The 13,094-nt window shown below is 44.2% G+C and carries 14 protein-coding genes; 9 read left to right on the top strand and 5 right to left on the bottom strand.

Annotated features, from left to right (window positions below):
- Positions 1-278: 278 nt before the first annotated feature.
- From ACP26M_RS22870 to ACP26M_RS22860, 3 genes are all read left to right on the top strand, one after another.
- Positions 279-1,703, top strand: coding sequence for a glycogen synthase (locus ACP26M_RS22870; protein ID WP_426583585.1), 1,425 nt, complete (start codon positions 279-281; stop codon positions 1,701-1,703).
- A complete protein-coding gene (locus ACP26M_RS22865) occupies positions 1,700-2,962 on the top strand; it encodes a glucose-1-phosphate adenylyltransferase (RefSeq protein ID WP_426583583.1) in 1,263 nt (420 codons plus the stop codon). Before ACP26M_RS22870 ends, ACP26M_RS22865 begins: the two co-directional genes overlap by 4 nt.
- Before the next feature lie 72 nt (positions 2,963-3,034).
- Entirely contained in the window at positions 3,035-3,220 is a 186-nt protein-coding gene (locus ACP26M_RS22860) for a hypothetical protein (RefSeq protein ID WP_188833649.1), read from the top strand.
- Between the two features lie 303 nt (positions 3,221-3,523).
- Here ACP26M_RS22860 and ACP26M_RS22855 read toward each other — a convergent pair whose 3' ends face one another.
- The 3 genes from ACP26M_RS22855 to ACP26M_RS22845 all read right to left on the bottom strand — a co-directional run bounded on the left by ACP26M_RS22855 (position 3,524) and on the right by ACP26M_RS22845 (position 6,154).
- Positions 3,524-4,201, bottom strand: a complete 678-nt coding sequence (locus ACP26M_RS22855) for a metal-dependent hydrolase (protein ID WP_426583581.1) — start codon at positions 4,199-4,201, stop codon at positions 3,524-3,526.
- Between the two features lie 301 nt (positions 4,202-4,502).
- Entirely contained in the window at positions 4,503-4,817 is a 315-nt protein-coding gene (locus ACP26M_RS22850; protein WP_090532373.1) for a YbaB/EbfC family nucleoid-associated protein, read from the bottom strand.
- A 125-nt stretch (positions 4,818-4,942) separates the two neighbouring features.
- On the bottom strand, positions 4,943-6,154 hold the full coding sequence (locus ACP26M_RS22845) for a serine hydrolase domain-containing protein (protein ID WP_426583579.1): 1,212 nt from the start codon (positions 6,152-6,154) through the stop codon (positions 4,943-4,945).
- A gap of 109 nt (positions 6,155-6,263) precedes the next feature.
- On the opposite strand from ACP26M_RS22845, the gene ACP26M_RS22840 reads away from it, so the two are divergent.
- The 6 genes from ACP26M_RS22840 (at position 6,264) to feoB (ending at position 11,065) form a co-directional block, all read left to right on the top strand.
- A complete protein-coding gene (locus tag ACP26M_RS22840) occupies positions 6,264-7,241 on the top strand; it encodes a tetratricopeptide repeat protein (RefSeq protein ID WP_426583577.1) in 978 nt (325 codons plus the stop codon).
- A gap of 123 nt (positions 7,242-7,364) precedes the next feature.
- Positions 7,365-7,745 (top strand): glycine cleavage system protein GcvH, encoded by a 381-nt coding sequence (gcvH, locus tag ACP26M_RS22835; protein ID WP_176625936.1) that lies wholly within the window; start codon positions 7,365-7,367, stop codon positions 7,743-7,745.
- Position 7,746: 1 nt separating this feature from the next.
- Positions 7,747-8,136: a VanZ family protein gene (locus tag ACP26M_RS22830; RefSeq protein ID WP_426583575.1), complete on the top strand. Its 390-nt coding sequence runs from the start codon at positions 7,747-7,749 to the stop codon at positions 8,134-8,136.
- Positions 8,133-8,285, top strand: coding sequence for a hypothetical protein (locus ACP26M_RS22825; protein ID WP_426583573.1), 153 nt, complete (start codon positions 8,133-8,135; stop codon positions 8,283-8,285). Before ACP26M_RS22830 ends, ACP26M_RS22825 begins: the two co-directional genes overlap by 4 nt.
- A 439-nt stretch (positions 8,286-8,724) precedes the next feature.
- Positions 8,725-8,940, top strand: coding sequence for a FeoA family protein (locus ACP26M_RS22820; RefSeq protein WP_090532383.1), 216 nt, complete (start codon positions 8,725-8,727; stop codon positions 8,938-8,940).
- Between the two features lie 10 nt (positions 8,941-8,950).
- Positions 8,951-11,065, top strand: coding sequence for a ferrous iron transport protein B (feoB, locus tag ACP26M_RS22815; protein ID WP_426583571.1), 2,115 nt, complete (start codon positions 8,951-8,953; stop codon positions 11,063-11,065).
- Positions 11,066-11,302: 237 nt separating this feature from the next.
- Here feoB and ACP26M_RS22810 read toward each other — a convergent pair whose 3' ends face one another.
- Positions 11,303-12,232: a TIGR01777 family oxidoreductase gene (locus ACP26M_RS22810; RefSeq protein WP_090532387.1), complete on the bottom strand. Its 930-nt coding sequence runs from the start codon at positions 12,230-12,232 to the stop codon at positions 11,303-11,305.
- 2 nt (positions 12,233-12,234) lie between these two features.
- Positions 12,235-13,053 (bottom strand): DCC1-like thiol-disulfide oxidoreductase family protein, encoded by an 819-nt coding sequence (locus ACP26M_RS22805; protein WP_188833655.1) that lies wholly within the window; start codon positions 13,051-13,053, stop codon positions 12,235-12,237.
- Positions 13,054-13,094 lie beyond the last annotated feature (41 nt).

Below are 13,094 nucleotides of genomic sequence, written 5' to 3'. Positions count from 1 at the left end.
CAAACGAGCGCAAGTTAATTTTTCGGGCTACCCTGGCGGATACCGCATTGACATATCTATAATTTATGATGCATTTTGCAATATAAGACAATTCTTTCCCCTTCATAATACACTAACCTATACTTATCCCTTCCCTTTTTCCCTATCATTTTTACAACTATAACATCTTAACGGTAATAAAATTTCAGCGCTTTTAATCTAAATTTTACAAAACTATATTAATTGCCGCGGGTTTCTCTTTTGGTAATCTTTGCTTAAATTGAGCCAATAAAACCTGAATGAAAATATACCATTTGAGTGCCGAGTGCTATCCCGTTGCTAAAGTTGGCGGGCTTGCCGATGTTGTTGGCGCATTGCCTAAGTACCAGAACCTTGCGGGTTTGCAGGCTGCGGTTGTTATGCCTTTTTACGATCGTAAGTTTACCCAGGAAAACGACTTTGAAATTGTGTTTGCTGCTGCAACCTTGCTCGGTAATCGCCGACTTTTCTTCGAAATCCTGAAAGAAAAAACAAACAAACTCGGTTTTGAGCTTTACTTAGTGAAGATCCCCGGGCTGCTCGACAGGGAAAACATCTACAGTTACCCCGATGAGCGCGACCAGTTCATGGCCTTTCAATTGGCATTTTTAGATTGGATCAGTTATTCGCAGCAAACACCCGATCTGATCCACTGCCATGACCACCATGCTGGTTTAGTCCCATTTCTGCTTTATCATTCCAAACTATATACAAGGCTGGCCAATACGCCAACCATATTTACCATACACAATGGCCAGTACCACGGCGCTTTCGGCTGGGACAGGCTGTCCTTACTGCCTGAAATTGACCTGACCAAAACAGGCTTGCTTGACTGGGCCGGCGGAATCAACCCACTGGCTGCCGCGGTTAAATGCAGCTGGCGTTATACCACGGTATCACCTACTTACCTGGAGGAGCTTACCTACAACTCAAATGGTTTGGAGTACCTGTTTTACATTGAACGGGCAAAAGGTTATGGCATCATGAATGGTATCGACACGGAGGTTTGGAACCCACAAACCGACCCAATGATCCCAAACAAATTTTCGGCTAAAACATTGGCTAAAGGTAAAAGGGCTAATAAAGAGGCCATTTGTAAACGCTTTGAGCTCGATCCCGAAAAACCATTATTCACCTTTATCGGTCGCCTCGTTGTTGAAAAGGGGGCCGATCTGTTGCCTGCCGCTATTGAACGCAGCCTGCTCGAAAACGAAGGCGAAGTAAACTTTATCATATTAGGCGCCGGCGATAAGGAAAATGAGCTTGCCCTGCTTCAGCTTAAAAATAAATACCCTGAGCATTGTAATGCTTTTATTGGCTATGACGAGTCATTGGCACACTTAATTTATGCCGGGGCCGATTTCCTGCTGATGCCATCACGCGTGGAACCTTGCGGCCTTAACCAGTTGTATGCGCTGCGTTACGGCACTATGCCAATTGTACGTACTACCGGTGGATTGAAAGATTCTGTCATTGATTTTGGCGATGAGGGAGGCTATGGGATCCGCTTTGTACAGGCCAGCGTACAAGATATTTGCCACTCAGTTTTCAGGGCAAAACAACTTTACCAGGATAGCGCAAAAATGCAGCAGCTCCGCAAACAAATGATGGAGCTTGATTTTTCATGGACACGCTCAACACAACAATACACTGAACTATACGAAAGCTTAAAACTAACTATATGACATCCAAAGTAATCTCCATTGTGCTCGGTGGCGGCCAGGGCAGCCGCTTATCACCGCTTACCGCAACGCGGTCAAAGCCGGCAGTTCCAATTGCGGGTAAATATCGTTTGGTGGATATTCCCATTTCAAACTGTTTGCACTCGGGTATTACGCGTATTTATGTGTTGACGCAGTTTAACTCGGCATCCTTAAACAAGCACATCAAAAACACGTATCATTTCAGCAGCTTTAGCGATGCTTTTGTTGATATTCTTGCGGCAGAACAAACGCCGTCAAGCGTGGCCTGGTTTCAGGGTACGGCCGATGCTGTGAGACAAAGCTTACACCACTTGGCGGTGCATGAGTTTGAGTATGTGCTGATCCTGTCGGGCGATCAATTGTACCAGATGGATTTTGAAGATATGATTAACCATCATATCGAAACCAATGCCGAAATTTCGATAGCTACCATCCCTGTTGATGCTGCTGACGTTCCGGGCTTCGGAATCCTGAAAACGGACGAGAACAACATGATCACCTCGTTTATCGAAAAACCTAAAAGCAATTTCGAAAGCTGGGCGTCAGAGGTTAGTCCGGAGATGGAAGCTGAAGGCCGTGTATACCTGGCGTCAATGGGTATCTACATCTTTAATCGCAAATTGTTATATGAATTGCTTGAAGGCAATGAGCGTACCGACTTTGGTAAAGAGATCATCCCGCAATCAATTGAAGGCCATCGCGTAGCCAGCTATCAATATGAAGGATACTGGACAGATATTGGTACTATCCCTTCATTTTTTGAGGCCAACCTGGGTTTAACTGATAACATCCCCAAGTTTAACCTGTTTGATAAAAACCCCATCTACACCCGTGCGCGCATGTTGCCGCCGTCAAAAATATCAGGCACGCTGATGGAAAAATCTATTGTTGCCGACGGCTGTATTATCAATGCCAAACAGATCATCCATTCTATAATAGGGATCCGTACCCGTATTGGGGTTAATACCATTATCGAAAACTGTTATGTGATGGGTAGCGATAATTACCAAACCCTTGAGGAAATTGCCGAATCGAAAGAAAGCGGTTCGCCAATTATGGGTATAGGCGATAATTGCCATATCCAAAACGCCATTATCGATAAAAATACTTACATCGGTAATAACGTAACCATCAACTGCGGCGAAAAACTTGAAGACGGTGACTATGGAACCCATACCGTGCAGGATGGCATTGTTGTAGTTAAGAAACGGGCTATAATACCAAGCGGCACGGTTATTTAATTAAAAAATAAAAAAAACAAACCATAGTTAATTTGTTATAGATAGAACTAACCATCTAAAACATAATCAACTATGAAAAAGGCACTATGTATGATCGCTTTAGCAGCGATCTCGTTCAGCAGCGTTTTCGCTCACGGTACAGTAGTTCGCCCCTCAAAAGGCATTATGCAAACTGATACTACCAAGAAGAAGAAAACGAAGAAAATGAAAAAAGATACCATCATGAAAAAAGACACCATGAAGATGAAGAGAAAATAAGTCTTTAGTCTGAAGCCGGAAGTTTTAAGTCCGGTGGTATCAAACAGAAACAGCCCCGGCAAAATGCCGGGGCTGTTTGCGTTTGAAAATATCTCCAACCGTCATTGCGAGGTACGAAGCAATCCCAAACTTTACAGAGAGACTTGCACAGCCGCTCTGCTTCATGGGGATTGCATCGTACCTTATAATGAGGTGATCGTAAATAACTGGTTATCAAATATGATTTTTCACGTCATCACGTTTTTTTTCAGGTTTCCCCTGATGGATACTCGCAATGACGATTATTTTATTTGATGTGTTTTTTTACAACTCTATAGTTTCACCGATAGCCGGCAATTTCAAATTCAAACCGGCTTTGATAAACTTCTCAGTTACTTCATCTTTATCAATTTTAATAACCGGGAATGAGTCATAATGAATGCCGATGATGTTTTTACAATTGATAAACGCCGACGCTTTAATGGCATCATCCGCACCCATGGTATAATTATCACCTATAGGCAGAAATGCCCAGTCGAGGTTTTCATCGGCCAGTAACTTCATATCATAGGTAAGCGCGGTATCGCCTGCAAAATAGATCACTTTTCCTTCTGCATAAATTAAGAAACCCGCAGGATTACCACCCGGCGAGCCATCGGGCAAGGTACTTGAATGTATAGCGTTTACCATTTTAACCCTGCCAAAATCAAAGTTAAAGCCACCGCCAATGTTCATGCCATGTACATTTTCAATGCCTTTAGTACCAAGCCATCCGGCAATTTCGGCAATGCAAACTACTTTTGCACCACTGCTTTTGGCAACTTCCAACAAATCGGTCACATGGTCGCCGTGCCCGTGCGATACCAGAATATAATCAGGCTTCAAACTGTGGATATCAATATCCTTTGCCAGCGGGTTAGGGCTTATAAATGGGTCGAAAAGCAGTTTCTTTCCACCAGCTACAATCTCAAGGGCCGACTGGCCATAATAAGTAGTTTTCATAGAAAATAGTTTATTAACCTAATTCAAAAGTAAACACTTATAATCCCGATTTGATTTATTGGCAGAAAAGTTACAGCAGTTTTTTGAACAAACAAAAGCAAGGGGTAGCTTTAAAGTTAATGTCAATTCCGACCGAGCCTGGGAAGACTCGCACATGGAGAATAGGGAGAAAATCCTGTACACCCTATAAACTCACTTAGCACAGTTTGTTATGCATGGCGTAGGAGATTTCTCTTCGCACAGCCGCTGTTGCCCGCCCTCGCTCATCGAAATGACATTTTTAAGATGGGATGGTATAATTTTATTTACCAAACATATTACCCAGGCCTCCTAAGCCGCCAAACATGCTTTGGGTCATGGCAGCCATTTCGCTTTGGCTGATGTTTTCAGCCTGTTCAAGCGCTTTGTTGATCGCAACAACCAGCAACTCTTCCAGTTCTTCTTTGTCGGCATCAGCTAAAAAATCAGGATCTATCTGTACCGATTGGATCACTTTATTGGCATTAGCGTTCACAACTATTTTGCCGCCTTCGGCTGTGCCTGATACACTGATAGCATCAAGGCGTTTTTTCATTTCGCCAGCCTTTTGCTGGGCTTCCATTAATTTATCAAACATGATTTTTTAGTTTTTAGTGAGTGGTTGATTAGGTGAATGGTTGGAATACGGATTGAGGAAAGATGATCAATCGGTTTATTAAAACCACTTACCAAATCAACTCTATCAACCACTTACCAAAAAAATTAATCATCACTGGTATCGCCATTACCATTGTATGCACTTTTACGTACAATAGGCATGCCAGCAGCTTTAAACAGGTCATCGAGCTTTAATAAACTGCCGTTTGCCAGGTTGGTCAGCAATACTATGGTAATGTCGTGTTTCATATCACGCAGGTAAATATGCCTGAACCCATGCCACCAGCCGGTATGATAAATTACCTCCTCGCCCGGTGCTGTAAATGTACGCCAGCCGTAGCCGTAGTTGAAATGTCCGTGCACCATCGGGTTGCGTGGCACATAGGCCGAATCAAGCGTAGCCGGTTTTAATAACAACCCCGCGCGCAAAGCACGATCAAACAGGAACAGGTCACCAACCGTGCTGTAAATGCCTTTATCCCCTACAGGGCCGTCCAAAAAGTTCTGCACTACCGAATAACGCCACTGTCCGCGGTCGTGACCCACCACATCAACCGGAATCTTATCATATACCGCTTTTGAATAAACATGTGTATGCGCCATACTGGCCGGCTTAAATACATTTTCCTGCATAAATTGGGCGTAGCTCATTCCGCTCACTTTTTCAATGATGGAGCCCAGCACCATAAAGTTGGAGTTGTTATACAGGAAACGCTTATTAGGCTCGTTGAAACGTGTTGGCTTATAATCTGCTATCATTTTCATGGCCTCGGCATTGGTAAGCCCCTTGCGTTGGTTCAGGTGATTTTTTCGGTATATATCATCGATAAAATAAACATAGTTCATCATGCCCGAGCGGTGGGTGAGCAACAGGCGAATAGTTACGCCATCGTACGGAAAATCAGGAAAAAACTTTTTAACATCATCGTCAAGTTTCAGTTTTCCGCGCTCCATCAACTGTAAAATAGCTGTAGAAGTCATGGTCTTGGTAACAGAAGCCAGCTCAAATTGCGAACCAATCTTCAGACTGTCGCGGTGCAGGTAATCGGCCCAGCCTATGGCTTTTTCATAAACTATTTTGCCTTTTTTTGCCACCAGCACATTGCCGTTAAAGCCGCGTGTACGGTGCAATTCCTGCATTACGGCATCTATCTTTTTATCAGCATTTTTAGGATTGTAGGCCAGCAACGCGGTGGTATCAAGCGGCCTGGCGGCAACCTGCGACTGCGATTGGTCTTTATTTTTATTTTTGGATGAACAGGCTAACAGTAACAGGGGGGCAGCAAACACTACCAGGCTTTTGTACACTAATCTCATAAATCAATTTATCTCACACTAAACGAATGCGAAAATTAGAAATTATACAGCAGGTATTGATTAAAGTTTTAAAATTTTCTGTTAGTTAGCACAATTAGTATGTTTAAGTATGGTTTTGTTGAAAAAAGGCTTGTTTATTATGGCCCTCGTGCTTAGCACAGGGTTGGCGCATGCTCAAAATACGGATGTTAATAGTATTATTAAGGAGGGTATCAAACTTAACAGCGAAAAAAATTATTCGGCGGCTATTGAAAAATACAAAGAGGCACTTACTGCCGAGCCAGATAATGCGCAGGCCAACTACCAGCTGGCCTTCAGCCTCAATGCATCGGGCAAGGGTGCGGAAGCGGTACCTTATCTCAACAAAGTGATAAAAACAGGTGGCGACCTAACAGGCCCTGCTTATGAATTAATGGGCAGCATTTATGATACTGCACGTCAACCCCAACAGGCCATCGACGCTTATAAAGAGGGGATCAAATTGAAGCCGGGGTATCAGCCGCTGTATTTTAACCTGGGGATAGCCTATTTCCGCGCGCAAAAATATGCCGATGCCGAGCTGGCTGCCATTGAAGCCATTAAACTCGATCCTAAACATGCTAATAGCCAACGCTTATACGGGCTGGTAACTTTCCACCAAAACAAAAGGGTACCGGCATTGATGGGCCTGTGCAACTTCCTGCTGCTCGACCCGGAAGGCCCGCGCGCCGACGAAGCTTATACCAACCTGCAAAGTTTACTAAAAGGCGGCGACCTGAAAGCAGCTAAAGCAGATCCGGAAACCCTGTTACTAAATAAAACCCTAAGCACCGCCATTTCGGTTTCTGGCAGTCAGCTCGAAACACAGTTGAAAAACATTTTTACGGCGGTTGGCAAACTTGGTGAAAAACCAGGCAGACAAACCTTCTTTTGGAATTACTATGCAGCTTTTTTTTATAAGCTGTCACAAACACCATATTTTCCAACAGCGGTTAAGCTGATCGGCCTAAATAGTGACAAGACGGGCGGTGCCGCCTGGCTGCAGAGCAATGCCGATAAGCGCAATGCACTGGATGACTGGATGGCATCCGCAGAAAGAAAATTTTAATTACAAATTTTTCGCCGATAAATCATTGCTATGCCATATAGAAAATGATGATTTTATAATTTACATATCAATAATTGCGAAAGCCAAAGTTTTACTATTTTTGAGCACACAAAATTTAACGACATGAATTTTCCGGCTGAATTAAAATACACCAAAGACCACGAGTGGATTAAGGTTGAAGGCAATGTAGCTACCGTAGGCATCACCGAATTTGCTCAAAGCGAACTGGGCGACATTGTGTATGTTGATATTACTTCATTAGGTAAAGAGGTTGCTAAAGACGAAGTTTTTGGCACCGTTGAAGCAGTAAAAACAGTATCAGACCTGTTTATGCCTGTTGCCGGCACCGTAACCGAAGTTAACCCGGCATTAAATAACCAACCCGAACTGGTTAACACCGACCCATATGGCGAAGGCTGGATGGTAAAGATCACTGTAGCTAATGCTGCCGATGCTGAATCACTTTTATCTGCCGGCGATTATAAAACGGTTATCGGCGTATAAGATGAAGCTGTTTTTAAAATATCATGGGCCCGCTATTTTGTGGGCCTTATTTGTTTTAATTATTTGCTCCATACATCTTGATTCTGTTGATAAATCGCCGATGTTTTTTGAGGGTTTTGATAAGCTAACCCACTGCGGTTTATTTTTCACCCTTATAGTACTGGTTTGTTTTGGTATTATCAGGCAACAAAAACCACGGCCACTTACGTATACAGGGGCATTCGCTATATGGGCGACCAGCGTATTTTTCGGAGGGCTTATTGAAGTGCTGCAGGCATCTGTTTTCACCTGGCGCAGCGGCGACTGGAACGATCTTTTTTGCGATGTGCTTGGAGCTTGTATGGGGATTTTTAGTGTAATGCTAACTGTTGAGGCAATTGGAAAAAAATGAAAAAAAATAAACTGATCATTTTATTGGGCGCGCTGCTGTTAACAGCCGGTTCATCATGCGGCATTTTCCATAAGGGTTGCGGCTGTCCGCATTTTGGGAAAATTAAATCTGCCGATTCCAGATGTGCAGATGTGCAAATGATGGCTTAGCCAGGTAAATCTATATCAGCAAAGCACATTTACTATCAATTACGGGTGTTCAATTTTTTAAAGTGTAAACACTTGCAATTATTTTCAAAAAAACATCGCTGATAATCAGATACTTAATTTTACTAACTATTAGCAAAGCACCCAACATGAACACATCGTCATTGATAATCAGCGACTTGCATTTTTTAGAAATTAAACGTTGAACACCCGCTTTTTAAAAATTGAACACTGACATAATCGTGTCAGTAAAGCATTGTCAATACTATTTAAAAACCTGTTTGCATATCCTAAATCTGCCTGTCTGCCCCCCCTGTATACGTACAAGCTTCATACTAAAGTCATTTGTACAACTGCCTATTTAAAATCTGCACATCATAGCAAATCTTATTTGGATTTAATATAAATAAGCTTACATTTGCTACGTTTTATATTATAAATGATGAAGCTGTCACAACTGGAAATAGGCGAAACTGGTATTGTAAAGGAATTTACCGATCTTGAAATGTCAGTAAAACTGATGGAGATGGGCTGTTTACCCGGCGAAGAGGTTCGCATTTCGCGTATCGCTCCACTTGGCGATCCTATTGCCATCAGCGTATCTGGTTATCAGCTTAGCTTACGCAGGTTTGAAGCATCCACCATCATTTTGCAGTAGTTTGTAAGCGTTGAAAACCAATATAAGAGTTGCACTTGTAGGAAATCCAAATACCGGTAAATCAACTCTCTTTAATATACTAACCGGGCTAAATCAAAAAATCGGAAACTTTCCGGGGGTTACTGTTGATAAAAAAACAGGCTTTTGTACCCTGCCTGACGGCCGCACAGCCGAAATAATTGACCTTCCGGGTACTTACAGCATCTATCCCAAAAGTAAAGACGAATCCATCGTATTTTCGGTACTGGCCGATAAATCAAAAGGCATGGTGCCCGATTTGGTTGTGGTGATCCTTGATGCATCCAATTTAAAACGCAACCTGCTGCTTTATACCCAGGTCGCAGATCTCAAGATCCCCGTAGTGGTGGCGCTTAACATGGTAGATGTGTCGGACAAGGCGGGCATCAAAATCAATATTGATCTTTTTGCCAAAAAACTGGGCGTTCCGGTAGTCCCTATCTCCGCCAGGAAAAATACAGGCATTGACAAGCTTAAAAGCGCCATTGCTTTTGCCAACAGCGTACCATTGCAGCAGGATACTATTGATATCGAAAGCATCGCGCCGGGCATCATAGCGCAAATAAAAGGGGAGATGCAGGTTGAAAATCCATATATAGCCTTGCAACTTGCCCACCAGCACGAAACGCTAAGCTACCTTTCAGCAGCCGAAAGCGACCGGATTGAACAACTGGAGCATGAGCATTCTTTCCACTCGCAAAAGGCGCAGGCTACGGAAACCATCGCCCGTTACAACTTCATCAACGACCTGCTTTACGATACGGTTAAAAAAGCTGAAACGGCGCACGACGAAACCATAAGCAACAAGATAGATAAGATCCTTACCCATAAAGTGTTTGGCTTTGTGATCTTCTTCGCCATCTTACTGTTCATATTCCAGGCTATCTTTTCATGGTCGGAATACCCGATGTCGCTCATCGAAAACCTGTTTATCTGGCTGCAGGCCGGCGCCGCTAAAATACTGCCTGCCGGTCCGCTGAGCAGCCTCATCATCGATGGGGTATTGGCCGGCCTGAGCGGAGTATTGGTATTTATCCCGCAGATCGCCATCCTCTTCGCGCTTATTTCTATTTTGGAAGATACAGGCTACATGTCGCGCGTTACTTTTATGATGGATAAGGTGATGCGCAAGGTAGGGCTTAACGGCAAATCGGTAGTACCCCTTATCGGCGGTTTTGCCTGCGCGGTGCCTTCTATCATGAGTACCCGTACTATCGAAAACTGGAAGGACAGGATGATCACCATTATGGTTACCCCCCTGGTAGCCTGCTCTGCCCGTTTACCGGTTTATACCTTGCTTATTTCATTGGTAGTGCCCAACCGCAACGTTTGGTGGATCTTTAATATGAAGGGCCTCGCGCTTACTGCCATGTATGTGCTCAGCATCTTTTCGGCTATTATTGTGGCTTTTGTGATGAAGTTTATCCTCAAAGCCCGCGAACGCGGCTATTTTATTATGGAACTGCCCGTGTACCGCATGCCAAGGTGGAAAAACGTGATCTTTACGATGTATGACCGTTCAAAAACGTTCGTACTGCAGGCCGGTAAAGTGATCATTGCGGTCTCGGTGATCCTGTGGGTAATGAAATCATATGGCCCCGGCGACAGGTTTGCCCAGATAGATAAACAATACGCCCAGCCTCAATATACCAAAACCATGACGCCGGATAGCCTCAGCAAAGTTATCGCATCCGAAAAACTGGAAAACTCATACGCCGGCGTATTTGGTCATGTTATTGAACCCGTTATTAAACCCCTTGGCTTCGATTGGAAGATAGGTATAGCCCTCATCAGCTCCTTTGCTGCCCGCGAGGTATTTGTGGGCACCATGGCCACCATTTACAGCGTGGAGGGCGATGCCGATAAGATGCAATCGGTTCAGCAAAAAATGCACGAGGCTAAAAATCCGCAAACCGGAGAGCCGGTATTTACCTTAGCGGTGGCTTTCTCCCTCATGATGTTTTATGCCTTCGCCATGCAATGTGCCAGTACAGTGGCCGTTGTTTACCGCGAAACCAAAGACTGGCGCTGGCCCGCTGCCCAGTTTGCCTATATGACCGCGCTGGCTTATACGGCGAGCTTTATCGTATACCATTGGCTCAAGTAATTTTTAGTTCATGGATCATAGTTGATGGTTCATAGCCCTAAATGTTTCAGCAATGTTTGCACTGCTGAAGTCTCCGACTTTGGATAGCGAAGTATATCGAGGGCTGAAGTAGTTTTAGTTCATAGTAAAAACTATTCTTACCAATACCTGCTTATTAAGTTTCGCTATTTAAAGCCCAGACTCCCGGCAGCGTCCGTGTTGAAGAAATTCATCACGCGTTGCCATATTATTAACCTGCTACCTCTTCAAACTCAAAATATCATGCACCGCATGCTCCGCTTTTGGGTATTGAAATATAAACCCGCTATCCAGTAAGCGTTTGGGCATTACCCACCGGCTTTTTAATATCAGTTCGGTTTCGGTACCGATTACCATCGCGCCGACTTCCAGCAGCCACTGAGGGGCAGGTAAACCGAAAGGCGCACCATAAGCCTTGCGGATAATCTGCATCATATCAGTATTCTTTGCGGCTTCAGGGGCAGTGCAGTTAAATATGCCATTTAATTCGGGGTGGTCTAACAGCCATTGGGTGCTCCGGGCTACATCATGCTCATGCACCCAGGCTATGTATTGCTGCCCATCGCCTTGTTTGCCGCCGAGGCCAAACCTAACCAGGTTAAGCAACCGCGGAAAAACGCTGTCGCTTCGGCCTAACACAATGCCCATGCGCAGGGCAATTTTACGGGTATGGGGCGTATCTGTTTTAAAGAAAGTGTTTTCCCAGATGTTGCAAACATCAATAGAAAAGCCATAACCAATCTCACCGGTATCCTCATCCTGCGGACGGTCTTCAGCATGCCGATAGATGGTGGCAGAAGTTACATTGATCCAAACCTTTGGCGGGTTTTCCATCTTATGGATCACCCTGCCTAATAGTTCGGTAGGTACCACCCTTGAACGGATGATCTCCCGCTTGTTCTTTTCGGTATAGCGGCAGTTTACATTTTTGCCGCACAGGTTGATCAGCATATCGGCACCGGCAAGGTGAACCGTCCATCCCCCTTCGGTTTCACCATTCCAAACAGCGGTATGTACATTGCCATCAACAGGTTTTTGTTTGCGGGCCAGGATGATCACCTCGTCTGCCAAATCGCGGTAGTATTTGGCCAGCACGGTACCGAGATAACCGTTGCCGCCGGCCAGTACGATTTTTTTATAAGCTTTCATGATCAGTTAAGGTTTAAAATAAGTAATAATAAAACAATACGATAAGTTACCCAGGTAACGGTGAGCACCCAGCCAAGCCCAAGCAATTTGGTACGGCGGACGTGTTCAAGGAGCATTAAACCTGCTACCGCCATAAAATACAGGGTGTAAATCAGCGGGCCGAATTGAAAAAAGTGATTTACAACCAACCCCATCAGCAGTAATAAGCTGCCGGCAAAAGAGATGGTCATCATGTTGCCGAGGTAGGTCCACAGGTTACGGCGGTCAAAGCTGCATATAGCTGCTCCCTGGAAAAGGATCTGCCCGCCACAAATCAGGTACTCACGATAGGGGCTGCCTAAAGGAACAATCCCCCTAAGCAGATGTGCATAAGCGGTAAGGATAAACCCTGTACAAAACCAGGTGAAAAGCAAATACAATAAACGATAATGCAGCTTAAACGCAGGCTGGTATTCGAAGCCGGTTTCGGCAGCAGGGATAATTACCCTCCTATTGTATGATATAAAAGCATAAACCTTGCTCATGAGCCAGATGAATGGTTTAAAAGCAAATAAGGGAGTAAATACAGGCCAGGTATTGGCAATTATTTTGAAAAGGCTTTTAACACCGTAGGTAACCTCGCCGCTTTTCAGGTTAATTAAGGCTATTTCGTTAACAGCCCGTTGCCTGTCATAAACAGGGCAGGTACCTGCATGTGCTTCCTGGTACGCAGCGCGGCCATCAGCATCAAGCATCCCTGTTTTTACAAAGGCACCGGTATAAGCACGGCACATGGGGCATTCTGCATCAAACAGGATCATGTGGTTCTTGAGCGTTTTCATAATTTTCAGTGTTTTCTGAAACAAATATACAATATATTTTA

Origin of the sequence: Mucilaginibacter sp. R-33 (assembly GCF_049949235.1) — a bacterium.
GTDB lineage: Bacteria > Bacteroidota > Bacteroidia > Sphingobacteriales > Sphingobacteriaceae > Mucilaginibacter.
The sequence above is the reverse complement of the archived record's forward strand: the minus strand, read 5'-3'. Positions and strand labels throughout refer to the sequence as shown.